Source organism: Streptomyces gottesmaniae, assembly GCF_031845845.1.
GTDB lineage: Bacteria > Actinomycetota > Actinomycetes > Streptomycetales > Streptomycetaceae > Streptomyces > Streptomyces akebiae.
Map to the genome: position 1 here is coordinate 90,655 of NZ_JAVRFJ010000032.1, position 22,627 is coordinate 113,281.

Here is a 22,627-nt window from a genome sequence, read left to right on the forward strand (position 1 = left end):
GTCGCCGGCTACAGGATGAAGCTGAGCCGGGCGCCTGCCGCCAGCGACTCGTGGCCGAGGACCGAGCGCCGCAACCGGAAACGCAGTCCGTCCTCGGTGGGCACCAGCACGTGGTCGTACCACCCGACGTAGGCGTCGAAGTGACCGTCCCGGGCGCGGTGCACCACGAAGGACGCCGCCACCCGGAAGGAGTCCTCCGTGTCCGACTCGGACAACCGCACGTTGGACACCAGCCGGTGCGTGCGCGAGTGGGGGTTCTCCGCGTGTGCCTTGCGGGACTTCAGGCGCTTGACCCGGGCCCTGAGCAGGTCCCAGTCGTCGTCGACGAACGATCCGGTCCGGTGCGGCGACCAGCCGGGGCGGTAGTCCGTGGTCGGGATCTCGTAGCGGGCGCCGTCCTCGAAGAGGGCCAGCCAGCTGTCGTAGTCCCAGTGGTCGAGGATGTCCGCCTCGGCGTAGAGGAAGTCCTCGACCTCCTGTCGGGTGACGGTGCGCCCGGCGCACAGCACCAGGCCGCTGTTGCTGATCGCGGTCATCGCACATCCCTCCCGACCAGGAAGGACGCCGGCCGCTCGCCGTGGATCTCGAGGCCGTCGTCGAGCCCGACGGCTTCGACCCATTGCCGCCAGAAGCCTCGCATCGCGCCTTCGTCGATCGATCTGCCCTGGACACCCTTGACCTCGTCGGCCATGCCGCGCGACATGTCGCTGTAGTCCAGCTCGGGCCGGGCGCTGCCGGCCGTGGCCTGGATGCCGCGCTGGACCGCCTCGTACGCCTCGATGTCGTCCGGTGTGGCGAGGCCGCCCGGGCCGACGAAGCTGACGACCGTCTTCATGCGCAGGGCGCGTGTGTCCGGGTCCTCGTCGCGCGGCACCAGCTGCCAGGCGCGTACGTCGGTCTGGTCGGGTGCCACCGGCTCCAGTTGCCGGATCGACAGGCCCTCGATGTCGAAGAGCAGCAGGTTGGGGAAGACGAACAGGATGTGACTCTCGTCGGCCACGTGGTGCGCCCGCTTCTCCCCCAGCCGCTGTGTCATCTCGGCGCGGTGTGCCTCGGTGCGGACCCGCTCGTCCTCGCCGAAGCGCGGTTCCCAGAGCATGCTGATGCGTCCGCCGTGCCCGGTCAGGACCAGCAGGCCGTGGCCGTTGCCGAGGTTGTAGGCGTACTGGTTGTCGTCGGTGACGGCGTAGCCGCTCTCCCGCAGGTAGCCCACGAAGGTGTTGTGCGTCGGCGCGAAGTGGTAGCCGTCCATGGCGTTCTCGACGGCCAGCTTCCAGTTGCCGCGCACGCTGTAGAGCTGTGTGCCGGGCAGCGTGGTCATCCCGCCGAGATGCTGCTGCTCGATCATGGTCATGTAGTCGGCCGCGTCACCGAGGTACTCGAGCAGCGGCGGGACGTCGGGGTCGAAGGAGACGAAGACGAACCCCTCGTGGGTCTCCAGGCGCGGCACGCCGCGCAGCCCCATCGACGCCCCGAACGCGTCGCCCGATTCGTAGGCGCCGACATCGGGGATCGCGGCGAGTTCACCGTTGTTGCGGAACGTCCAGGCGTGGTAGAAGCACTGGAAGAGCCTGGTCGAGCCCTCGTTCTCACGGCACAGCACGGTGCCGCGGTGCGGACACGAGTTCAGGAACGCGTGGACCTCGCCGGCACTGTCCCGGCAGAAGATCAGCGGTCGGCCGCCGAGGGTGCGGACCTTGAAGTCGTTGGGGTTGGGGATCTCGGTCTCATGCCCGAGGTAGAGCCAGGTGTGCATCCACACCCAGCCGCGTTCCCGGGCAAAGATCTCCGCGTTGCGGTAGGCCTCGCGGTTGACCCGGAAGGTGAGCTGGTCCCAGTCCTCGACGATCATCGGCGCTGGGACGGTCCGGGGATTGCTTCCCATGGGGAGTTTGCCTCTCACAAGTCCCGACCCGAGCGGCGTCTCGTGAGACGCCGTCTCGTATGTCGCATCACCCTCCCCCAGCGTGCTCACACTGTCAAGCATTCACCGGACGGTTGACACCCGCACCCGGGCGCGGCCATCATCCTGTTCCACATTGAAATACACCGTCTCGCATTCTGTGCGATCGTGTGAAGGGCAACAAGCTCGTGCCGTACGTCATCACTCAGGCTTGCGTCGACGTCATGGACAAGTCCTGCATGGAGGAGTGCCCGGCCGACTGCATCTACGAGGGCGATCGGATGCTCTACATCCAGCCCGACGAATGCGTCGAGTGCGGGCGCTGCGAACCCGTCTGCCCGCAGATATCGATCTTCCACCACGAGGACCTGCCGGAGGAGAGCAAGCAGTTCGAGCGCGTCAACGCCGAGTTCTTCACCCTCGGCGCCGAACCGCTCGGGTCGCCCGGCGGGGCCCGCAAGGTCGGCCGGGTCGGTCACGACCACCCGGAGGTGGGCGCGTGACCGGCGTCGCGACCACGGGCGCGGGCTCCGAGGTCACCGTCGACCTGCTCATCATCGGCGCCGGCCCCACGGGGCTCTACGCCGCGTACTACGCCGGCTTCCGCGGCATGAGCGTCGCGGTCGCCGACGCCCTGCCCGCGGTGGGTGGCCAGATCGCCGCGCTGTATCCCGAGAAACTCATCTACGACGTGGCCGGCTTCCCCGCTGTCCGAGGTCAGGACCTGGTGGACCGGCTGGCCGAGCAGGCCTGGCGGTGGAACCCCACCTATCTGCTCGGGCACGGAGTCACCCAGCTCGACGACACGGACGGGGGCGTCGTCGCCACCACCGACGCCGGCGCGCGGATCACCGCGGGGGCGGTGCTCGTCTGCGGCGGGATCGGCAACTTCATCCCCCGTGAGCTCCCGGTGGGCTCCGAGTACCTGGGCCGGGGGCTGCGGTACTTCGTACCGCGGTTGAACGAACTCTCCGGACAGGACGTCGTGGTGGTCGGCGGCGGTGACTCCGCGCTGGACTGGGCGCTGTCCCTGGAGCCGATCGCCTCGTCGGTGACGCTGGTGCACCGGCGCACGCGGTTCCGGGCCCACGAGCGCAGCGTCGAGCAGGTGCTCGCCTCCTCGGTGCGGGTGGTGACGCCGTACGAGGTCGAGAAGGTCTCCGGTGAAGGGGCCGTCTCGGAGGTCGTGGTCGCGTGCTCCGACGGTGACCGGATCACTCTGCCCGCCCAGACCGTGGTGGCCGCGCTCGGCTTCATCGCCGACCTCGGCCCGATCGAGCGGTGGGGACTGGAGCTTCGCCGCAGGCGCATCCTCGTCGACCGCACGATGCGTACCAACCGGGAGCGCGTCTTCGCGGCCGGCGACATCGCCGACCACGACGGCAAGGTCAGCCTCATCTCCATCGGCTTCGGCGAGGCGGCCCTGGCCGTCAACCACATCGCCACCCTGCTCGATCCGGCACGCTCGATCACACCGGGGCACTCCTCGGACGCGTGAGCTCTCCGCGCCGGGCGGCGCGGAGAGTGTGAGCGTGAGCCTGACGGCGTCGACCCGTCAGGCTCACGCTCATCTCCACGTGCCGAGGTCCGGCGACAGGGTTCCGCTCCCCCCACGGTCCGTCGGACGCGCGTCCAGCGCTCTTTCATGACCTTGGAACGACCCTTACCATTGCTTCATTCAAGATGGCGTTTCATTTGACGTTCTCACCATTTGACCGGGCACGGACAGGAGCGAGAATTCCATGGCCACGAAGGCACAGGGCGGCACCGGCGAGCAGGACGGTCCGGACAGGACCGCGCCCACGATCCAGACGGTGCAGCGTGCGGCCCTGATCCTCGGCTCGTTCACGGTCGGCAAGCCGCACATGAGCCTCAACGAGATCACCGCGCGTCTCGGTGCGAGCAAGGCGACCGCGCACCGGTACACGAAGGCGCTGCGGGCCGCGAACCTGCTGCGGTACGACGAGCGCACGTCGCTGTACTCCCTCGGGCCCCAGGTGCTGACGCTCGCCACGGCGGCGCGGGCCGGCCTGCCGATCGTCGCCGCCGCCGAGCCGTACATGGAGGAACTGGTCCGGCGCATCGACGAGACGATCGTGCTGTCGGTCTGGGACGGCGAGTCGGCGACCGTGGTGCGCTCGGTGGACAACACCGACCACATGGTGCGCATCAGCGTCCGGGTCGGCTCGCGGCTGAACCTCACGGCCTCGGCGCAGGGGCGTGTCTTCCTCGCGTTCCTGCCCCCGGAGCAGGTACCCACGCTGCCGCGCTCGGTACGCAAGTCGGCCGAGCTCACCGAGGAGCTCGAGGCCATCCGCAAGCACGGGCTGTCGGTCAACTCCCCCACGATCAACGGGGTGCGCACCGTCGCGGCGCCGATCTTCGAGGGCGACAAGATCAGCGGGACACTCGCCATCGTCGGCACGACGGCGACCGTTCCCGACGACGTCCAGTCGCCGATGGCCCAGGCACTGGTGGAGACCGCCCGCGCGCTGTCGCAGCGGCTGGGCACCTCGGAGGACGCGCCAGGCGGCGGCTGACCTGCTGCGGCGACACCGGAGGGCCCACCGCCGAGGCGGTGGGCCCTCTGTCGTTCCCGCGCGTGGGCGGTGGCGCTCTTCCCCGTGAGCGGGGCGTCAGGTGAGTGGCGGACGCGCATGACCCAGCGCGCCCGGTCCGCCGTTCAGGGCAGCAGGTCGGCCCGCGGCGGGACGAAGAAGTCGATGTTCACGCAGGGGGCCTGAGTCGGCTCCACGTAGTGCTCGCTGCCACGGGGGACCAACAGGAACGATCCGGCACGCATGTCGTGTGCGACACCGTCGACGTAGTAGTTCGCGCGCCCCTCGGCGATATGGACCAGCTGGTCGAAGTCCTCGTGCCGGTGCGGGTTGAGGGTCATGCCGAGCTCCAGCTCGTGGTGGCAGATCATCACCTCGTCCGTCGCGTAGACGCGCCTGCGGACCCCCGGCCGTACCTGGGTCACCGGCATCTCGTCCCAGTTGACGACCGTGTGGAACGGGGCCGCGTTGCGTGTGCTCACTGGTTCTCCTCTCCGGCGGCCGCCCGCAGGCCGGCCGCCAACATCTGCAGGTCCGAGCCGACGACCAGGTAGTCGGCGTCACCGAGTCCCAGGTCCGACGCGGCGTTCCGGCTCGGTGCCCAGCCGCCGAACGCCACGTGGGCGGTGCGGGCGGCGTCCCTCACCCGGTCCACGGCGGCGCCCAGCACCGCCGGGTCCGCCGGCAGGCCGAGGTCGACCGCGAGGTCGGTGCTGCCGACGAAGCACACGTCGAGAGCGGCGACCAGGTCCGGCAACGGATCCGTCCGCGCCGTCTCGATCTGCCCCACCAGTACCGGCGGGTCGTCGCGCTCGGCGCGCAGGAACCCGGCCAGCGGGGCCGCGCCGAACCGGGCGGCCCGGTTGGCCAGGCTGACGGACCGGCGGCCGGCCGGAGCGAACCGGGTCGCCGCCAGGAGTGCCTCGGTCTGGGCGAGGCGCGTGAGCATGGAGAGCTGGATTCCCGCCGCCCCGGCCTCCAGGAGCCGGTTGACCGCGGCGGCGTCCACCTCGGGCACGCGGACCAGGGCAGGCAGCCCGCACGCGTGGGCGTGGCGCACCAGGCCGACGGCGTCCCGCTCGGTGAGGGTGGAGTGTTCGAGGTCGACGACCACGAACGCGTACCCGGCCGCCCCGGCCAGTTCCACCACGTCGGGCGAGGCCAGCTTGACGAACGTGCCGACGGCGGGTCGTCCCGCCGTCAGGGCCATGCGCAGCCGGCGCCGCAGCGGATGGACCTCACCGACACTCATGGAGTCCTCCCGGGATGTGCGAGCGCGTCACGCCGACTTCAGACCCCGCCACGGCACGATGTCGACCTCCTTGCCGCCGTGCAGCACCACGGTCGGCTCCAGACGCGGCGCGACGATCGTGTTGCCGGCGGCGTCGGGCAGGGTGACCTCGTCGGTCCAGTCGACGACCGTGACGTCGGCCCGCCCGCCGACCTCCAGGCGCCCGTAGCCCTCGGCGTCGAGCCCGAGCAGCCGGGCCGGCGCGACGGTGGCCCGCCGCACGCACTCCTCCAGCGGCGCGCCGAGCGCGACCAGCTTGGAGATGCTGGTGAGCAGGTCGAACACCGGCCCGTGCCAGTTGCGGGCGCTGGTGTCGGAGCTGAGGACGTCGGGCAGGAAGCCGTCGGCGATCGCCCGGCGTGCCACCTCGAAGCTGAGGTTGCTCTTGCCGTGGGCGGAGTCGAACAGGACGCCGCGCTCTCGGGCGGCGTTGACAGCGGGCTGGACGTGGTCGCCGTCGAGGATGCCGTACGGCTTGCCGGTGTAGCAGTGGGCCACGATGTCGCCGGGGCGCAGATGGTCCAGGACGACGGGCAGCGGCTCCGAGGTCTCGCCGATGTGCAGCATCAGCGGCAGATCGGCCTGTTCGGCCAGCGCCACGGACTTCTTCAACAGCGACTCCCAGTTCTCGCCGACGACGTCCTCGGAGAGACGGATCTTGAAGCCGCGGACGATGTCGGGGTGGGCCTCGGCGGTCGCGAGCGCGTCCTCGGGGACCAGGGTGTCGGGGTTCAGCAGCTCGCCGAACCTGAAGTCGATCAGGCCGAGCACCGAGACGTTGAGGAAGTTGACGATGCGCAGCGGGTTGGCCTCGACCACCAGCTTGCGGAAGGCCGCGAACGTCGAGGCGCCGGCCGTTCCGGCATCCGCCGCGGCGACCACACCGCGACGCAAGTGTGCCTCCTCGGCGGGGGCGCCGACGGCGGAGACGTACTGGAAGATGTGGGTGTGGCCCTCGACGAGGCCCGGCAGCACGGTCGAGCCGGTGACGTCGATCGTGCGGGCCGCGTTCGCTGACAGGCCCTCCCCGATCGCGGCGATGCGGTCACCGGTGACCGCCACGTCGAGCCGGGCGTGGGTGTCCGACGCCGGGTCGATGACGGTGCCGCCGGCCAGGACGAGGTCGTACGACGGCTGGGAGGAGATGGACATCGAGGTGTGCTCCAGGGTGGGGAACGGTCAGCTGACCGGTTCGGTCGGCCGGTGGTCGTGCTGGGAGGCGTCCGTGGGACGCACGATGCGGGTGACGAGGGGCAGCACGCCGTCCACCTCGACGCGAACCTCGTCGCCGTCGGCGAGGAAGCACGCACGGTCCTGGCCGGTGCCGGCCGGGGTTCCGGTGAGGACGATGTCGCCGGGTTCGAGTGCGGTGAACCACGACAGCCGGCTGAGCAGATCGGGAACCGGGAAGATCATCCCGGCGCTCGTGTCGTCCTGCACGAGCTCGCCGTTGACCCGGGTCCGTACGCGGATCGCGTCACGGTCGGCGAAGTCCTCGGCAGTGCGGACCGACGGGCCGAGCGGTGTGAAGCCCGGGTGGCTCTTGGCGAGGGCGGGTGTGCCGGTGGCGCGCATGATGTCGCGAGCCGTCATGTCGTTGGCCGCGGTGACACCGGCGATCGCGGGCCAGACCTCGGACTCGGTCGCCCGGTACAGGCGGCGCCCGACGATCACCGCGATCTCGCCCTCGTAGTCGGGTTCCGTCGCGGACTGCGGGATCACCACCCGAGCACCGGGTGCCGTCACACCGGACGAGGCGGCCAGGTAGAGGATCGGCTGCTCGGGCAGTCCGCGTCCGGTGCGGGCCGCTTTCGACACGTAGTTGAGCCCGACGCCCCACACCGCGCGGGGGCGGCCCAGTGGGGCCACGAGCGTGGCCTCTTCGAGGGGGATGCGCCGGCGTACCGCGCACGACGCCAGGCACCGCAGCGAACCCTCCTGTTCGAGGACCGCTCCGACGTGCGGAAAAGCCGTGTCCAGCAGGGCGACAGCCCCGTCCTCCAGTCGGCCGAGGCCGGCGTCCGTCGTCACTACTCGCATGGCGGGCATCTTTCAATGCGAGATGGCATCGTGTCAAGCGATACGGAGGCGGGGGTTACGGGCAGGTCGGGCACCCCGCCCGGACAGGAGCCGGGGCCGACGCCGGGGCACAGCTGTTTACATATCGCGAGATGCCATCTCTCATCCCGTAGAGTTGCGCCGCTCGACGCCGAGCGCGCCTCCGTGTCGGCTGTCAGTCAGGTGGGCCGCGACGAAAGCGCCCACGCCCGGATCACGCCTGAAGTGAGTTGCCGATGCGTCGTATCGCCATGGCCGTAGCCACCACCACGCTCACCGTTCCGCTCGTCGGCTGCGGCGGGCTCGCCACGACGGGGAACAGCGGCGACGCGAGCCCGACGAGAGGCGACGACATCACCGTGGGGCTGCTGCTGCCGGAGAAGTCGAACCCCCAGTACGAGCAGTTCCACCACCCCATCATCAGAGCGAAGGTCGCGTCCCTCACCGGCGGCAAGGGTCGGGTCGAGTACGCCAACGCCGAGGCCGACGCGGGCGAGCAGGCGCGACAGCTGCAGCAGATGATCAACGAGGGGGTCGACGTGATCCTGCTCGACCCCGTCGACACGCACGCCATCGCCGGCGGCGTGAGGAAGGCCAGGGCGGCAGGTGTCCCGGTCATCGCGTACGACCGGCTGGCCGAGGGCCCGATCGACGCCTACATCACCTTCGACAACGGGCTCGTCGGCGAGGCGCAGGGCCGCTCCCTGCTGCGGGCCCTGGGCGAGGACGGTGACGTCTCCGACAAGATCGTCATGATGAACGGCTCGCCGACCGACCCGAACGCCCGGCAGTTCAAGGCGGGCGCGCTCCTCGTGCTCGACGGCAAGGTGACGATCGCCAGGTCGTTCGACACCGAGGACTGGAAACCGCAGAACGCCGAGAAGAACATGACCGAGGCGATCGACGAACTCGGCAAGAACGACATCAAGGCCGTCTACGCCGCCAACGACGGCCTGGCGGGCGGCGTCATCAGAGCGCTCAAGGCCGCGGGCGTCACCGACCTGCCGCCGATCACGGGCCAGGACGCCGAGCTCTCGGCGGTGCGGCGGATCGTCAGCGGCGAGCAGTACATGAGCGTGTACAAGCCGTATGCGCAGGAGGCCGAGACCGCCGCGGAGATGGCCGTGGCGAAGGCCCTGAGCAGAGACATAGAGTTCGACGCCCTCACGGGCGACAGGGTCGACAGCCCCACCCGCAAGGGCATCCCCGCGCATCTCGTACCCGTCGTCGCCCTGACGAAGGACAACATCACGGAGACGGTCATCAGGGACGGCATGTACGCACCGTCCGACATATGCACGCCCCGACTCGCGGCCGAGTGCTCGGCGGCGGGCCTGACGGAGTAGGCCACGGGAGAGTGTCCGCGGCCCCCGCCCGACACTGGACACAGGGTGCCGATCAGCGCACTCTTGGGCACATGCCCAGATTCAGAACTTTCTGGCAGATAGCCGACGCACTGCCGGACTCACGCCTCGTGCAGGCCCGCTGGACCCCCGCGCCGGACGGCATCCGCAGCGACCATCTGCTCCTCGCGCGGCACGCGCACCCCACCCTGCTGTGGGACCTGGACGAGTTCTGCCGGCACCTGGCTCACTCGAACCTGTACGTGCTGCAGCCCGAACTGGCGACCACCCCACCGGAGTTCCGCGTCCAGTACGAGCGCGTGGACCCCGAGCGGCTGCCCCTGCGCACCTTCGGCGTCAAGATCAGCCGGGACCGCAAGGACTACACGTTCTGTGTCCGCGCGGACATGATGTCGGCGGCCCTGGTCCGGGAGATCAACACGGAGTTCCTGCCGGCCCAGCAGGGCGCGCTGCGCATGAAGGGCAACGCCCCCGAGGCCGTGGAGCCGATGGACCCCGAGGTCCTCGGCGCGCTCTCCGGACGGCATCGGACCGTGCACTGGGCCACCTGACCCGCCGACGCGCCGCGCGCCCACCCGGCCACCCGGCCACCCGGCCACCCGGCCACCCGGCCACCGCATCACCGGCATGCGGCGTCACACCCGTTTCTTGGATTTCGGTCCCATTGGGTTTGAGCCTAGACAATACGGGCATGCAGGCCCGAAGCTGTGCCGCATGGACCGCTACCGGAATCCCATATTCGACGACCTGCCGGACGGCGGGCTCGCGCTCCACCCGTCGCCCACCGGCCCGGCCGTCCGGTGAACGGGCTGAACTCCGAGGCGTTCGCCCTGTTCGGCCAGCACATTCTGTGGTCGGACATGATCGGCAACATCCTCGGCCTGGCCGCCCTCGCCCTCGGCTGGCGCCGCTCCCTGTGGACCTGGCCTGTCCAGTTCCTGTCCGGCCTCATCCTCTTCGGGGCTTTCTTCGGCCATCTGACCGGCAGCGCCGGCAAGCAGGCCGTCGTCATGACCGTGGCCCTGTACGGCTGGTGGCGGTGGAACCGCGACAAGGGCCGGTCCGAACAGGGCCAGATCACCCCGCGTTTCGCCACCTGGCGCGAGCGTGCGGCGATGCTCGTCGCCGTCGCCGTCGGCACGGTCGCGGTGGCCCTGCTGTTCAAGGCCTATCCGACCCTGTCCTGGGACCCCTGGCCGGACGCCTACATCTTCGTCGGCACGGTGGTCGCGATGTACGCCCAGGCACGCGGCATGGTCGAGTTCTGGATCGCCTGGCTGCTGGTCGACATGGTCGGCGTCCCGCTGACCTTCGCCAACGGCTACGCCTTCTCCGGCTTCGTCTACGTCATCTACGGGGCCCTCGTCCTGTGGGGCATGCGCGACTGGTGGTCGCGCTCCCGCTCCGGACCGCGGCCCGCTCCGGAACTGCCCGGTGCGCCCGCGTCCGAGGGGGCGTCGCGGTAACCGAGCAGCGTGCGTCTCACCCTGATTCACCTCTCACGGCCCGCCCCGCAGGCGGGCCGTGCCGCGTTCCGGGACGACCGAGGAAAGACGCTGACCGCCGTCGGCGGATCGCGTGACGTCCGGGCGCAGCTATTGCGAGATGGCATATTGACATACGAGATGGGGCGTCTTAGCGTCGGAGCAACCCTCAACAAAAGGCAAGACATGATGAGATGCGCCATTTTCCCGTCGACCTCCCCGCTCGATCCGGTGACGGACGCGGCTCCCGAGACGGCGGGGGTCTGACATGACCATCCCTGCGAGGGATCAGGCCGGCACGCGAGGCCCTGGTCCCAGCTACGACCCGCAGGCGTACCGCGACGGACTGTCCTCGATGGTCACGTCCGTATGTGTGGTCACCACCGAAGTGGACGGGACGCGGTACGGCTTCACCGCCAACTCGGTGACCAGCGTGTCGATGGACCCGCCCCTGATGTCGGTCTGTCTGGCCGACACCGCCGACGTCCACTCCGCCTTCAGCCGGGCCGACTCCGTGGCCGTCAACGTCCTGGCGGCCGACCAGTTCCAGGTGGCGCAGGCGTTCGCGACGCCCGGCGTCGACCGGTTCGCCACGGCACACTTCAGTCCGGGTGGACTCGGTGCGCCCCTGCTCGACGGCGCCACCCTGTCGCTCGAAGGAGCGGTGCACCAGCGCCTCACGGCCGGCGACCACACGATCATCCTCATCGAGGTGGCCGGTGTGGTGGTCGGCGGAGGGGAGCCGCTCACCTACCAGGGACGCCGGTTCCACACGCTGAACCCGCTGCAGCCGTCCGCAGCGCAGCCGGCCGGGAAGAACCCGTCATGACCCCCCGGGACGGGTTCGACCCTGTCGACCGTCCCGGGCCGACCGACGACCTCACGAGACGTCCGTCGACCTGACCCATGGGGCGACAGCCCCTGGGTCACCGTCCCGCCGCGTTGCCGCGGCGTCACGCTCACGGGCATCCCGGTGGGACAAGACGAGAACACCCCGTCCGCGCGAAGGCGGGCGGGGTGTCACAGGTGCGGGCTGCCTGGTCGGGGTACCGGTTCGGGCGCTTCGGCCGGGGGGTCACGCGAGTTGCCGCCGCACCTCGCCGCTGTCCCAGTAGTCCGTTCGTCGTGTGATGAGACCGTCGGCGACGGTGAACACGAAAATTCCTCGGATGCGTACGGGGCGGTCGCCCGCCGAGCGCATGCCGAACGTCATGACGTACGGCACCGCGGCCGACTCGCCGTCGACGAGGAAGCCCTCGGGCACGTAGCGCAGGTCGACGAATTCCTCCAGGAACCCGGTCAGCGCGGCACGGTACTCGGCGCGGCCCCTGCGGCTCCGCCCCATCGACGAGGTGTGGTCGTTGACGAAGTCCTCGGCCACACAGGCGGCCACGGCGTCGGCGTCATGTGCGTTCAACGCCGCGAGGTATGCCTCGATCGCGGCGCGGGTCTCCTTCAGGACGAACCCCACTTCTGCCGGACCGTGTCGAAGACACGCTGGTCGTGGGAGATCTCGACGACGTTGCCGTCGGGGTCCTTCAGAGCGCAGATGTAGCCGATGGGGTCGGGCATCTGCCGGGGCTCCCAGTGCAGACAGCCCAGTTCGCGGGCCCTGTCCGCGAGCGCGTCGACGTCCCCGCGCTCCGGCACCTCGATGCCGATGTGCGCGAACGGGTGCAGCAGTCCCTGCTGGGTGCCCTTGTCCTTGTTGAACGACACCAGGACGAGCACGAACGGCGTCTCGACCTGCTGGTCGTTCGAGAGCCAGACGCTCTCGCCGTCGGCGTCCTTGAACCGCTCGACGACGACCAGGGGAGTCAGCGAGGTGTAGAACTCGATCGCCTTGTCGAGATCGCCGGTCGGCAGCGCGACATGAGTCCAGCGGGCCGAGATGAGGCCGGTGGCCACGGTACCTCCAGTGAGTGGTGCGGTTTTCCTCGAGCCTAGGTCGGTGCGCACCCGGAGGTCGATGTGCTGCGGACACAACGTCCGAGCCCGGAACGCTGACGCCGCGCGACATCGGTTCCGCGCCCGCCGCGGTGGGAGCCTGCGGCAGGACGGCGACGGATGTCGCCGGCGAGGACGAGGAGAAGACGTGCGCTACCGGATTCTGGGTGGGACGGGCATCGAGGTGAGCGAGCTCTGCCTCGGGTCGATGATGTTCGGGGCCTGGGGCGACACCGACGAGGCGCAGTGCCGTCGCATCGTCTCGACGGCGCTGGACGCCGGGGTCAACGTCGTCGACACGGCCGACGTGTACGCCTTCGGCCAGTCGGAGGAGATCCTCGGCCGCGCGCTGAAGGGACGCCGCGACGACGTCGTGGTCGTTTCGAAATTCCACAACGAGATGCCCGGAAGTCCGCTCGACCGCAACCGGCGCGGCAACTCCCGGCTCTGGATCAGGCGTGCCCTGGAGGACAGCCTGCGACGGCTGCGGACGGACCACCTCGACGTGTACCTCGTCCACCGTCCCGATCCCCGGACCGACATCGAGGAGACGCTCGGTGCGCTCAGCGACCTGGTGCGGGCGGGCAAGGTGCGGGCGATCGGGACCTCCAGCTTCCCGGCCGAGGAGATCGTGGAGTCCCAGTGGGCGGCACGGCGCGCCGGCCGCGAGCGGTTCACCGTGGAACAGCTGTCGTACTCGGTGCTGGCCCGGCACGCGGAGGCCGCCGCGCTGCCCACCGCGCAGCGGCACCGTATGGGGGTCATGGTGTGGAGCCCGCTGAACGGCGGCTGGCTGACGGGCAAGTACCGGGCCGGCGCCGAACCGGCGCCGGACGCACGCGCGCGGACCCACGGCGACCACTTCGACTACGCCGACGAGCGGATACGCGAGCGCAAGCTGGCGGTCGTCGAGGAACTCGTGCGCCTCGCGGCGGACGAGGGCTGCACACTCGTCGAGCTGGCACTGCGGTTCGTACTCGCCCACCCCGGCGTCACCTCGGCCCTCATGGGCCCGCGCACCCACGAGCAGCTCCTGACGCAGCTCACCGCGGTGGACCGGCCCCTGTCGGCAGAGGCGCTGGACCGGATCGACGCACTCGTCGCTCCGGGCAGCGTGCTCAACCCACGCGACGTCGGCCATACGCCTCCGGCGCTGGAGACCGCGGCGCTGCGCCGCCGCTGACTCCGGTGCGCCACCGGTGCACCATGGCGGATGCCGGCCCCGCGACAACGCGGGGCCGGCATCCGTCATCCGGTGTGTTCGAAGGATCCGGTGCGTCCGAGGGATCGGGTGCGTCCGAGGGATCGGGTGCGTCCGAGGGATCGGGTGCGTCCGAGGGAATCGGTTCGGATCCCGCCGTCAGGTCGACCCGCGCTCGAAAGGCCGGCCCAGCGCCCCTGGTTCCCGGTGCTGGGTGGTGAACAGCAGCATGGCGAGGAGCGCGAGCAGATACGGGGCCGCGACGAGCAGTTGGGCGTTGAGGGTGACACCGAGCGCGGGGAGCGCCAGACGCATCGCGTCGGAGAGGCCGAACACCAGGCAGCCCAGCATGGTCCGACCCAGCCGCCAGGCCCCGAAGATCACCGCGGCGATGACGAGGTAGCCGCGTCCGGCGGTCATGTTCTGGTTGAACGATCCGACCTCGCCGACCGCGAGGTACGCGCCGCCCAGGCCGGCCAGCGCGCCGCACCACAGCAGGGCCTGCCGGCGGCGCACGTTCACCTTGATGCCCGTGACGTCGGCGGCCTGCGGGTTCTCCCCCACCGCCCGGAGTTCCAGGCCCCAGCGGCTGCGCTCCACCAACCACCAGGTCAGCGGCACCAGCAGAATCAGCAGGTAGGCGGGCCAGCGTTCGGAGAACAGCGGCTTGCCGATGAGCGGTATGTCCTCGAGCAGCGGGATCGACAGCACCCCGACCTGGTGCGAGGTGAACTGCTCGGTGGTGATCAGGTAGCTCGTCAGCCCGAGCACCAGCGCGTTCAGCACGAGGCCGACGACGAAGGTGTTGATCTGGGCCCGGTGGGAGAGGTTGCCGTGCACGAAACCTACGACGAGGCCGGTCAGGACACCGACCGCGAGGCCGACGGTGGCGCTGCCGGTCGCACTGGCGGTGGCGACCGAGGTGAACGCGGCGCTCAGCATCATCGCCTCGACGGAGATGTTCATCGCGCCGGCCCGCTCGGCCAGGTACTCACCGCAGGCGGCGAAGGCCAACGGCACGGTCAGCCGGACACCGCTCGCGAGAATCGTCGTGGTGCTGTCCAGAACGCTCACGCGGCCACCTCCGTCTTGGTCGGGACAACGGAAACGGCGGACGCCGCCCGCAGTGTGGCACCGCGACGCCCGTGGAAGAGGTCGACGAGGACGGGCGGTGCGACGAAGGCGAGGACGAGCAACGCCTTGACGATGTCGACGAGGTACGACGGCACGCCGGTGGCCGAGAGGAAATCGCCGCCCGCGCGCAGCACGGCGAACACGAACGACACCGGGACAGCGGCCAGGGGCCGGTTGCGGGCGACGAGCGCGACGAGCAGGCCGTCCCAGCCGACGTTGTCGGAGAGTCCGGCCTGCAGCCGGTTGGTGCTGACCGGGCTGGTCAGCAGCAGTCCTCCGGCCAGTCCCGCGAAAGCGCCGGACAGCGCCAGGGTGAGACCGCCGAGGGCGGCCACCCTGACACCGGCGTGCTTGGCCGTGCGCGGGTTCAGACCGACCATGCGCACCTTGAAGCCCCACCGGCTGCGGCTCAGGAGGAGGGCGACCGCGACCGTGGCGACGACCGCGAGGAACAGGCCCGTGTTGAGCTGCAGCGAGGGGTACTGCCCGAAGCCGGCGAGCTGGGCGTTGGCCGGCAGGGCGTTGGACTGCGCGTCGGCGATGTCCCCGGCGCCCCGCACGCTCTCCTGCAGGACCCACGGAGTGCTGACCGCGAAGGTGACGAGCTGGATGGCGAGGAACGTCATCAGCAGCGTGCTCACCGGGACGTTGACACCACGGAAGCGGAGCATCAGGGCGCTGAGCGCGGCCCAGGCGGCACCGCCGACCGCTGCGGCGCCCAGCACCACGACGACCAGCATCGGGCCGGGCACGGCCAGGCGCAGCCCCACCCAGGCGCCGGCCAGGCCGCCGATGAGCACCTGGCCCTCCTGTCCGATGTTGAACGTGCCGGCGGACGCGCAGACGCACGCACCGACCGCGACCAGCAGCAGGGGCGCCGCGTTGAGCAGCGTCGTCGTCCATCCGGTGGCGTTGGCGAGGGACCCGGTCCATATCGCGGTCAGAGAAGCGCTCGGCGAGGCACCGGTCAGCGTGAGCAGCAGCGCGGACACGCCGCCGGCGACACCGATGAGCGCGAGGGTCAGGCCCGCCGTCATCCAGTCACGGCGCCCCGGCCGGAGCCGGGCGAGCAGGCGTCGGCCGAGGTCGTCCGGATCGGTCGCGGAGGCGGCACTCATGCGGCCTCACCGCCGACCAGCATGCCCAGCCGTTCGGGGGTCGCCTCGGAGGCGGGGAGTGCTCCGGTGATCCGCCCGGACGAGATCACCGCGATCCGGCTCGCAAGGGCCATGACTTCCTCGAATTCGGTGGAGATGAGCAGCACTCCGACGCCGTCGTCGGCCGCTGCGCGCAGCCGGGCGTACATGTCCTCGATGGCGCCGATGTCGAGGCCGTGGGTGGGCTGTGCGGCCACCAGGACCCGGGTGTCACCGGACAGTTCCCGGGCAAGGACGACCCGCTGCTGGTTGCCGCCGGACAGGCTGCGCACGGGTGCGTCCAGCGACAGGGTGACGATGTTGAACTCGTCGGCGAGGCGGCGGGCCTCGGCGAGCATGGCGCTGCGCCGCAGCAGGAACCGGCCGCTGACCTTGCCGAGCGACTTCATCGTCAGGTTCTCGGCGACGCTCATGTCGAGGACGACGCCGCTGTGATGCCGGTCCTCCGGCACGATGCCGAGACCGGCCTCGCAGAGCGCTCCCGGCCGGGTCACGTCGACCCTGCTCCCGGTGACCTCGACGGTGCCCGCGGTCGGCGGGATCAGCCCCGCGAGGACATCGCCGAGGGTCGCCTGGCCGTTGCCCTCGACGCCGTAGAGGGCGACGATCTCGCCCGACCCCACGGTCAGGTCGACGTCCGTGAGGAGTCTGACCCCGCCTTGCTCGACGGTGAGTCCGGTGAGGCGGAGGACGGGTGGCTGCCCATCGGGACCGCCGCCGCCCTCGGTCCTCCTGCCTGTGGGCACCAGGCCGAGGGCGGCGGCCTCCTCCCCCAGGGACACCTCCCTGCCCACCATCTGCCGGGCGAGCAGCTGGGGAGTGGTCTCGGCGGTGATGGCCCGGAAGGCGACACTTCCCTTGCGCAGGACCGTCACCCGGTCGGTGGCCTGGGCGATCTCGGCGAGCTTGTGGCTGATGAGGATGACCGCGCGTCCCTCCTCCTGCACCACCCGGCCGAGCACGGCGAACAACTCCTCCGACTCGGCCTGGGTCAGCACCGAGGTGGGCTCGTCCAGGATCAGGATCTGAGGGTCGCGCCGCAGGCACTTGACCACCTCGACCCGCTGCCGCTCGCCGGCCGAGAGGGTCTCGACGGGCGCGTGGGGGTCGATGGGCAGCCCGTACCGCGCCGAGACCTCGGCGATATCGGCACAGATGGCCTGCTTGTTCACCTTGCCGTGGTCGCCGAGCGCCACGTTCTCCCACACGGTCAGCCCGTTGATGAGGCTGAAATGCTGGTGGACCATGCCGATGCCCAGCTCGGCCGCTTCCTGCGGGCTGTCCAGCGCGACCTCCTCCCCGCGCACCAGGACGGTGCCGGCATCGCGCCGGACCAGCCCGAGCAGGACCTTCATGAGGCTGGACTTGCCTGCCCCGTTCTCACCAAGGAGTCCGTGGATCTCGCCGGCGTCGACCCTGAGGTCGACACCGGCACAGGCCTTGACGGACCCGTATGACTTCGTGATGCCGCGCAGCTCGAGAATCGGAACCGCTGAGGTCGTCGGTGTCATCGCTGATCTTTCCTCGTCGCTGTCGGCGCGTCAGCCGAGACGCTCGACCTCGGCCGCCGGATCGATCTTGTCCGTGCCGATCTTCTTCATGAACCGGTCCAGCCGCTGCGCCTCGTCGCCCTCGGGACGGCAGATCTTGACGGTCGGGTAGGGGTCGACGCCCAGCTTCCACACACGCGTCGTGCCCATCTTGAGGTTGTCCTTGGCGAACTCCTCCAGCGCTGAGCGGAAGTAGTCACCGGGGCTGAAGATCACGGAGATGTCGTACTTCGGGCTGGTCGAGTCGCACCGGTCGGTGCCCGGCGTGAGCGTCAGCGCGCCGCCCTCGTTCGCCATCTGCGCGGCGGCGTCGGTCGCTCCGCCGAGGTAGGGGTAGATGACCTTGATGCCCTGGCTGATCTGTGCCTGGGTGGCTTCCTTGGCCTTGGCCGAGTCGTTGAAGTCGCCGGTGTAGGTGCTCGTCATGGTGGCCTTCGGGATGACCTCCCGGATCCCCGCCAGGAACGCCTTGGCGGCGTTGACGCTGAAGTCGGCCTTGTTGCCGGTGATGAACCCGGCCTTGGTGTAGCCGGCCGCCTTCATCTTCAGGCCCGCGGCGTAGCCGGCGGCGAGCAGGGACTGGTTGGGGTCGTCGGCGGACAGCAGGACCCGGGGGTGGACGTCGGTGTCCGACGACGACGGCAGGTACCAGACCGTCTTGCCGCAGACCGGTTCCTCGGAGGCCGGGATCGCCGTCTTGAGTTCGCTCGCGCCGAGCGCGACCAGGTCGACGTTCTGCTGGCACATCGCGCGGGCCGCGGTGAGCGCGTCGCTCGGAGGCACACTGCCGCGCTTGATGATCGTCCAGCCCTTCTCCTTCGCGAACGCCTCCGCCGAGTCGACGAAGCTCTGGTAGTAGCCGCGGTCGTTGATGTCGCCGGGGCTGAGGACACCGACGACGACCTTGCCGTCGCCGTTGACGTCGGGCTCCTTGAGGGCGGAGTCGCTGCCGCCGCCGTTCGCCGCGGGGGTCGCCTTGGACGCCGTCGCCGCGTTGTCGGCGCAGCCGGAGAGCACGAGGGCTCCCGCGACGGCGAGGCCGGCCGCGGCCCGACGACGCCTGGGCATGCTTCTTGTGGTCATCTGTGTGCTTCCGTTCACTGGGTGGCACCGCCTCTTCGGGCGGTGATCACGTCGGGGGTGGCGGTCTGTCGGCGGGGCGGACAGACCGGTCGAGTTCGGCGCAGGAGACACGGTCCTCGTGGGAGAGGGGCTCCTCGCCCGTGGCGACGAACCACGGGAGACCATCCGCCCGGCCGTTCGGACCCGGTTGGGGTCGACGCGGTCAGGAGCGGATGTGATCGAGAGATCGGTGGTGATGAGGACGGCTCCGAGGGCGCGATGAGCGCGTCCTGGAAGCAGGGCTGGTGTTCGCCACGGTCTTCGCCCGTGCGCCCGCCGCTCCATGGGGCGGGGCTGTCGGCCGACGACGGCGGGTCGACGTTCTGTGGGTGGGCGCGGTCGCCGGTCGGCGATGGCCAGGTCACTGGCGCACAGTGGCTGCGCGAGGGCCGTCGCCTCGATGTGATCGAGGGTCTCGCTGGTCGTGACGTTCGCTGTGAACGCGGCGGTGTGCTCGGTGTCGAGCCCGGCGTCCTTCGGCTGGGGGTGTGCGGCTGCCGGGTATCGGTGAACGACCGTGATCGACGGTGGTCCTCGCTGACCTGTGTGCAGCGGCCGCACGGCGCGGCGTCGACCCCCGTGTCGGAGGCGAGTGTGTCGGAGGCGAGCCGGACGGGTCGTGTCGGCCGGGCCGGCGACCGTCGGGTGTGACAGCGGTTCCTGTTTCCTCGCCGGCACGAGCCCTGACTTGTCGATGACGTTCAACGGGGGTCTCCTTACCGGTCGGCCGCCCGCTCCGTGGGCCAGGTGGGGCGGGGTGTGATGCCGGCGCGTCCGAGGAGGGCGGCGGATCGTTCGGCGGCGGCCGCGGCGACGGCCGCCAGGTCAACGCCCGTCGGCCGCCGGTCACGGACGACCACCCGGCCGTCGACCAGCACGTCACGGACGGTGCGCGAGACATGGCCCCACACGAGCTGGCGGGCGAGGTCGCCCCGGGGGATCCAGGCGGGATCGTCGGCGTCGAGCACGACGATGTCGGCGGCCTTGCCCACCTCGAGCGAGCCGATGCGGTCGCCGAGGCCGATGGCCCGGGCGCCGTCGATCGTCGCCAGCGCGAACGCCTGCTCGGCGCGGACCGGGTCGGGCAGATCACGGTCGCGTTCGAGGGCGGCGAACAGGTAGGCGGCGAGGAGGACGTCCGGGCCGTCGCCGGCGTTGTGCGCGTCGCAGCCCAGTGCCACCCGGCCGCCACGCCGCACCAGTTCGGCGTGGCGGGACGCGCGCGTGTACCCCTGGGCGAGACGCAGGTAGGCCCCCGGGCAGACGGCGACAGCGGTTCCGGTCTCGAGGATGGCGTCGACCTCCGCGTCGTCGAGCCACACGGCGTGCCCCAGCAGCAGGCGGGGGCCGAGCACTCCGAGCTCGCGGAAGTGGACCACCGGCCGGCGCGCGCAGCGCAGGGCGTACGCCTCGATGTCGGCGGGTCCCGGTGAGATGTGCCAGGTGAGTCCGACATCGAGCCGCTCGGCCAGGCTCGCCGCCCCGGCGAAGAGCTCGTCGCTCGCCAGGTCGTGGCCGACGAGCGTCACCCAGCCGGTGACCGGCCCGGTGGCCGGCAGGGACCTGACGATGTCCTCCTGGCGGGCGAGCACCTCGTCGGCGGGCGCGCCGAACGGCACGCCCTCGGCGTCCCAGCCCCACCCGCCGACCCGCGCGCGGACACCTGCGGCGGCGAGCCCCGCGGCGACTCGTTCCGGGTAGGCCACCGTGCCCGGTTCCAGCACCGTGGTGACGCCCCGGGACAGACAGTCGACCGCGGTGATGGTCGCGGCCAGTTCGTCGTCGTCGCCGTCGGCGTGGGCGTGCAGCGGGACGATCCAGTCGAAGATCGACTCCTGCGAACCGATGTCGTCCGGGATCGTGCTGCGCACGAGGGGGTCGACGGTGGTGTGCTGGTGGGCGTCGACCAGGCCCGGGATCACGACGCAGCCCGACGCGTCGATCTCCCGCGCGCCGGGGAAGCGGGCGCGCAGGTCCGCGGCCGTGCCGAGTGCGGCGATGCTGTCCCCGGAGACCGCGACCGTCGTACCGGTGAGGACGCGCCGAGCGGGGTCCATGGTGACGACGTCGCCACCCACGATCAGAAGGTCGGTCATGGCTCGATCACGACCTTGCCGGTCGTCGCGCGGGCGGCGAACACGTCCTGGCCGCCGGGGAGGACCCGGCTGACCTCGGTCCCGGCCGCCACCACCGTCCCGGCGACGTCCATGCCCGGCACGGACGGGAGCCGGAGGCCGGGTACCCGGCCCGGCGCCTCGCGCTGCAGCCGGTCCAGGCGGTTCGGCCCGCGGTGCACGACCTCGACGAGAACGTCGCGCGGTCCGCGGACCGGCTCGGGGAAACCCTGCGGGGACACGGCCTCGGGTCCGCCGAAATCTGTCTGCGCCATGGCTCGCACCGCACTGCCTCCTCACCCTTGCCGTCTCGCATTGCGAGGCGGTGGAACGTATTGCGAGGTACTCTGCCCCTGCCGACGGGTGCTGTCAACGCTCCCGAGGAACATCTTGGTTTCATTGATGTATCGCCCATTCAGAGGGCTGACAGCCCAGGCCACCGCAGGTCGGCGAGGGTACGGCGGCACGTGAGGGCCACCGTGTCGGAAGGCGTCACCGCGCCGCGCGACGGCGGCACGCGGCGGCGGCGCACGGCGGCTCAGCGCCCGGTCGGCGCCGGCTCGTCGTCGCCGTGCAGCCGCTGGTCGTCGGCGGCGAGCAGGTCCAGGGCGGCGAGCGCCAGGTGCAGCTGCGCCGAGGCGGCGGGAATCAGGGGGTCGGTGCCCAGGAGACTCTTGATCTGGCGCACCCGGTAGCCCACCGAGTTGCGGTGCAGATGGAGTTGCGCGGAGACGCTCTGCCTGCTGCCTCTCTCGGCCAGCCAGGCACGCAGTGTCGCCATCAGCTCCGGACGCTGCCGGATCGGCCCGAGGTGCGCCTCGACGTAGGCCTCGACCTGCGTGCGCGGGAGGGGCAGGAGTACCTGGACAACCCCGCAGCGGTCGAAGGTGAGCAGCGGGACCCTACGGGCCCGGGCAAGTCCGAGCAGTCTTTCGGCCTCGGTGAAGGACCGGGCCAGGCCTACGGTCGACTCGGGACGGGAACCGCTCGCCGCCATGACGTGGTCGGCGGAGTCGTCGCCGGTCATCAGGCGCAGCCGGTTCCGCAGGCGGTCGAGCACGGCCTCGTCGGGCACCACGGTCCACGCGGTGCGCCCCTCCTGCCGCACCGGGTGCTCCAGCCAGGTGAGGGCGGTGGACCAGGCACGCGGGCGGGAGCCGCTGTAATGCAGTACGGCACCGGCCGGCGGTCGCCGCAGATCGATCCCCAGGCCCGCCGCCGCCGCGCACACCGCGGGACTCACCGTGCCTGACCGCAGGGCGGCGATGACGTCGGCCGGCGTGAGCCGCGTCGAGACCTCGGCAGACCCGCCCCCCGCGCGCACGGCGTCGATGAGCAGCGCGGTGACGGCGGCACCGGCCAGCGCCCGCACGCGCGGATCACCGGGACCCATCGTCAGCAGCACGCCGGCCACCGTCGTCCCCGCTCGCACGGGCAGCGCCGTGGCCCGCAGCCCGTCCAGCGTGTCGACCACCGGTCCGCTCACGTCGGCGAGCACGCCGTCCGCCACCGCGGCCGGTACTCCCGTGCCGCCGTCGGTGGTCGCCAGCGGCGCGCCGTCAGCGGACAGCAGCCGCACCTGTCGGCCGGTCGCCCGGCGAAGCGCGTGCAGGACGTCCGAGCGGGCGGCGCCGGCGAGCACGGCCTCGGTCAGCTCCCGCTCCAGCACGGCAGATGCGGCTTCCGGCCCCGGCCCTTCCCGGGCCGGTTCCGACCGTGCTCCGGCGATGGTTCCCATGGTGTC

23 protein-coding genes are annotated in these 22,627 nt (G+C 70.9%); 8 read left to right on the forward strand and 15 right to left on the reverse strand.

Features of this window, described 5'->3' with window-relative positions; translation table 11 throughout:
• Positions 1 to 8: 8 nt before the first annotated feature.
• Complete coding sequence (locus RM704_RS30905) at positions 9 to 536, reverse strand: aromatic-ring-hydroxylating dioxygenase subunit beta (protein WP_033532355.1); 528 nt, start codon at positions 534 to 536, stop codon at positions 9 to 11.
• Positions 533 to 1,885 (reverse strand): aromatic ring-hydroxylating oxygenase subunit alpha, encoded by a 1,353-nt coding sequence (locus RM704_RS30910; protein ID WP_192829874.1) that lies wholly within the window; start codon positions 1,883 to 1,885, stop codon positions 533 to 535. Before RM704_RS30910 ends, RM704_RS30905 begins: the two co-directional genes overlap by 4 nt.
• Positions 1,886 to 2,073: 188 nt before the next feature.
• Here RM704_RS30910 and fdxA point away from each other — a divergent pair, with 188 nt between their 5' ends.
• The 3 genes from fdxA to RM704_RS30925 all read left to right on the forward strand — a co-directional run bounded on the left by fdxA (position 2,074) and on the right by RM704_RS30925 (position 4,443).
• Positions 2,074 to 2,406 (forward strand): ferredoxin, encoded by a 333-nt coding sequence (gene fdxA, locus RM704_RS30915; RefSeq protein WP_383897524.1) that lies wholly within the window; start codon positions 2,074 to 2,076, stop codon positions 2,404 to 2,406.
• The gene (locus RM704_RS30920; RefSeq protein WP_052146595.1) at positions 2,403 to 3,401 is read left to right on the forward strand and encodes an NAD(P)/FAD-dependent oxidoreductase; all 999 of its coding nucleotides are present in this window, start codon (positions 2,403 to 2,405) and stop codon (positions 3,399 to 3,401) included. The genes fdxA and RM704_RS30920 overlap by 4 nt, the downstream gene beginning before the upstream one ends.
• A gap of 244 nt (positions 3,402 to 3,645) precedes the next feature.
• On the forward strand, positions 3,646 to 4,443 hold the full coding sequence (locus tag RM704_RS30925) for an IclR family transcriptional regulator (RefSeq protein WP_033532354.1): 798 nt from the start codon (positions 3,646 to 3,648) through the stop codon (positions 4,441 to 4,443).
• 143 nt (positions 4,444 to 4,586) lie between these two features.
• On the opposite strand, the gene RM704_RS30930 is transcribed toward RM704_RS30925, so the two are convergent.
• From RM704_RS30930 to RM704_RS30945, 4 genes are read right to left on the reverse strand one after another with little or no spacing between them, the layout of a single operon-like run.
• On the reverse strand, positions 4,587 to 4,943 hold the full coding sequence (locus tag RM704_RS30930) for a cupin domain-containing protein (RefSeq protein WP_033532353.1): 357 nt from the start codon (positions 4,941 to 4,943) through the stop codon (positions 4,587 to 4,589).
• Positions 4,940 to 5,713 (reverse strand): HpcH/HpaI aldolase family protein, encoded by a 774-nt coding sequence (locus RM704_RS30935; protein WP_052146594.1) that lies wholly within the window; start codon positions 5,711 to 5,713, stop codon positions 4,940 to 4,942. The genes RM704_RS30930 and RM704_RS30935 overlap by 4 nt, the downstream gene beginning before the upstream one ends.
• Positions 5,714 to 5,740: 27 nt before the next feature.
• Positions 5,741 to 6,904 (reverse strand): amidohydrolase family protein, encoded by a 1,164-nt coding sequence (locus tag RM704_RS30940; protein WP_052146593.1) that lies wholly within the window; start codon positions 6,902 to 6,904, stop codon positions 5,741 to 5,743.
• A gap of 27 nt (positions 6,905 to 6,931) precedes the next feature.
• On the reverse strand, positions 6,932 to 7,792 hold the full coding sequence (locus RM704_RS30945) for a fumarylacetoacetate hydrolase family protein (RefSeq protein WP_157856842.1): 861 nt from the start codon (positions 7,790 to 7,792) through the stop codon (positions 6,932 to 6,934).
• Between the two features lie 254 nt (positions 7,793 to 8,046).
• Here RM704_RS30945 and RM704_RS30950 point away from each other — a divergent pair, with 254 nt between their 5' ends.
• From RM704_RS30950 to RM704_RS30965, 4 genes are all read left to right on the forward strand, one after another.
• The gene (locus tag RM704_RS30950) at positions 8,047 to 9,156 is read left to right on the forward strand and encodes a sugar ABC transporter substrate-binding protein (protein WP_033532352.1); all 1,110 of its coding nucleotides are present in this window, start codon (positions 8,047 to 8,049) and stop codon (positions 9,154 to 9,156) included.
• 71 nt (positions 9,157 to 9,227) lie between these two features.
• Positions 9,228 to 9,725 carry a hypothetical protein gene (locus RM704_RS30955; protein ID WP_157856841.1) on the forward strand — a complete coding sequence of 166 codons (498 nt, stop codon included), beginning with the start codon at positions 9,228 to 9,230 and terminating at the stop codon, positions 9,723 to 9,725.
• 249 nt (positions 9,726 to 9,974) lie between these two features.
• On the forward strand, positions 9,975 to 10,640 hold the full coding sequence (pnuC, locus tag RM704_RS30960) for a nicotinamide riboside transporter PnuC (RefSeq protein WP_033532350.1): 666 nt from the start codon (positions 9,975 to 9,977) through the stop codon (positions 10,638 to 10,640).
• A 286-nt stretch (positions 10,641 to 10,926) separates the two neighbouring features.
• The gene (locus tag RM704_RS30965) at positions 10,927 to 11,487 is read left to right on the forward strand and encodes a flavin reductase family protein (RefSeq protein ID WP_063774552.1); all 561 of its coding nucleotides are present in this window, start codon (positions 10,927 to 10,929) and stop codon (positions 11,485 to 11,487) included.
• 246 nt (positions 11,488 to 11,733) lie between these two features.
• Here RM704_RS30965 and RM704_RS30970 read toward each other — a convergent pair whose 3' ends face one another.
• Together RM704_RS30970 and RM704_RS30975 are read right to left on the reverse strand one after the other, a co-directional pair.
• Positions 11,734 to 12,129: a nuclear transport factor 2 family protein gene (locus RM704_RS30970; protein ID WP_052146590.1), complete on the reverse strand. Its 396-nt coding sequence runs from the start codon at positions 12,127 to 12,129 to the stop codon at positions 11,734 to 11,736.
• On the reverse strand, positions 12,114 to 12,566 hold the full coding sequence (locus RM704_RS30975) for a VOC family protein (RefSeq protein WP_033532349.1): 453 nt from the start codon (positions 12,564 to 12,566) through the stop codon (positions 12,114 to 12,116). The genes RM704_RS30970 and RM704_RS30975 overlap by 16 nt, the downstream gene beginning before the upstream one ends.
• Positions 12,567 to 12,753: 187 nt before the next feature.
• On the opposite strand from RM704_RS30975, the gene RM704_RS30980 reads away from it, so the two are divergent.
• The gene (locus tag RM704_RS30980; protein WP_033532348.1) at positions 12,754 to 13,788 is read left to right on the forward strand and encodes an aldo/keto reductase; all 1,035 of its coding nucleotides are present in this window, start codon (positions 12,754 to 12,756) and stop codon (positions 13,786 to 13,788) included.
• Between the two features lie 177 nt (positions 13,789 to 13,965).
• Here RM704_RS30980 and RM704_RS30985 read toward each other — a convergent pair whose 3' ends face one another.
• From RM704_RS30985 to RM704_RS31015, 7 genes are all read right to left on the reverse strand, one after another.
• Positions 13,966 to 14,880, reverse strand: coding sequence for an ABC transporter permease (locus RM704_RS30985; protein WP_033532347.1), 915 nt, complete (start codon positions 14,878 to 14,880; stop codon positions 13,966 to 13,968).
• Complete coding sequence (locus tag RM704_RS30990) at positions 14,877 to 16,058, reverse strand: ABC transporter permease (protein ID WP_063774551.1); 1,182 nt, start codon at positions 16,056 to 16,058, stop codon at positions 14,877 to 14,879. Before RM704_RS30990 ends, RM704_RS30985 begins: the two co-directional genes overlap by 4 nt.
• A complete protein-coding gene (locus tag RM704_RS30995; RefSeq protein ID WP_033532346.1) occupies positions 16,055 to 17,608 on the reverse strand; it encodes an ABC transporter ATP-binding protein in 1,554 nt (517 codons plus the stop codon). Before RM704_RS30995 ends, RM704_RS30990 begins: the two co-directional genes overlap by 4 nt.
• Positions 17,609 to 17,638: 30 nt before the next feature.
• Positions 17,639 to 18,730 carry a BMP family ABC transporter substrate-binding protein gene (locus tag RM704_RS31000; protein ID WP_078937554.1) on the reverse strand — a complete coding sequence of 364 codons (1,092 nt, stop codon included), beginning with the start codon at positions 18,728 to 18,730 and terminating at the stop codon, positions 17,639 to 17,641.
• A gap of 755 nt (positions 18,731 to 19,485) precedes the next feature.
• Positions 19,486 to 20,865, reverse strand: coding sequence for an amidohydrolase family protein (locus tag RM704_RS31005; protein ID WP_033532345.1), 1,380 nt, complete (start codon positions 20,863 to 20,865; stop codon positions 19,486 to 19,488).
• Complete coding sequence (locus RM704_RS31010) at positions 20,862 to 21,158, reverse strand: alcohol dehydrogenase catalytic domain-containing protein (RefSeq protein WP_033532344.1); 297 nt, start codon at positions 21,156 to 21,158, stop codon at positions 20,862 to 20,864. The genes RM704_RS31005 and RM704_RS31010 overlap by 4 nt, the downstream gene beginning before the upstream one ends.
• Positions 21,159 to 21,421: 263 nt before the next feature.
• A complete protein-coding gene (locus tag RM704_RS31015) occupies positions 21,422 to 22,621 on the reverse strand; it encodes a PucR family transcriptional regulator (protein WP_078937553.1) in 1,200 nt (399 codons plus the stop codon).
• Positions 22,622 to 22,627: the final 6 nt, after the last annotated feature.

Coding starts and splice junctions, on each gene's coding strand:
- RM704_RS30995 (WP_033532346.1), bottom strand. CDS start 17,608: ATGACACCGACGACCTCAGCGGTTCCGATTCTCGAGCTGCGCGGCATC.
- RM704_RS30955 (WP_157856841.1), top strand. CDS start 9,228: ATGCCCAGATTCAGAACTTTCTGGCAGATAGCCGACGCACTGCCGGAC.
- RM704_RS30925 (WP_033532354.1), top strand. CDS start 3,646: ATGGCCACGAAGGCACAGGGCGGCACCGGCGAGCAGGACGGTCCGGAC.
- RM704_RS30965 (WP_063774552.1), top strand. CDS start 10,927: ATGACCATCCCTGCGAGGGATCAGGCCGGCACGCGAGGCCCTGGTCCC.
- RM704_RS30945 (WP_157856842.1), bottom strand. CDS start 7,792: ATGCGAGTAGTGACGACGGACGCCGGCCTCGGCCGACTGGAGGACGGG.
- RM704_RS30990 (WP_063774551.1), bottom strand. CDS start 16,058: ATGAGTGCCGCCTCCGCGACCGATCCGGACGACCTCGGCCGACGCCTG.
- RM704_RS31000 (WP_078937554.1), bottom strand. CDS start 18,730: ATGACCACAAGAAGCATGCCCAGGCGTCGTCGGGCCGCGGCCGGCCTC.
- RM704_RS30935 (WP_052146594.1), bottom strand. CDS start 5,713: ATGAGTGTCGGTGAGGTCCATCCGCTGCGGCGCCGGCTGCGCATGGCC.
- RM704_RS30905 (WP_033532355.1), bottom strand. CDS start 536: ATGACCGCGATCAGCAACAGCGGCCTGGTGCTGTGCGCCGGGCGCACC.
- RM704_RS30940 (WP_052146593.1), bottom strand. CDS start 6,904: ATGTCCATCTCCTCCCAGCCGTCGTACGACCTCGTCCTGGCCGGCGGC.
- RM704_RS31010 (WP_033532344.1), bottom strand. CDS start 21,158: ATGGCGCAGACAGATTTCGGCGGACCCGAGGCCGTGTCCCCGCAGGGT.
- RM704_RS31015 (WP_078937553.1), bottom strand. CDS start 22,621: ATGGGAACCATCGCCGGAGCACGGTCGGAACCGGCCCGGGAAGGGCCG.
- RM704_RS31005 (WP_033532345.1), bottom strand. CDS start 20,865: ATGACCGACCTTCTGATCGTGGGTGGCGACGTCGTCACCATGGACCCC.
- RM704_RS30910 (WP_192829874.1), bottom strand. CDS start 1,885: ATGGGAAGCAATCCCCGGACCGTCCCAGCGCCGATGATCGTCGAGGAC.
- RM704_RS30950 (WP_033532352.1), top strand. CDS start 8,047: ATGCGTCGTATCGCCATGGCCGTAGCCACCACCACGCTCACCGTTCCG.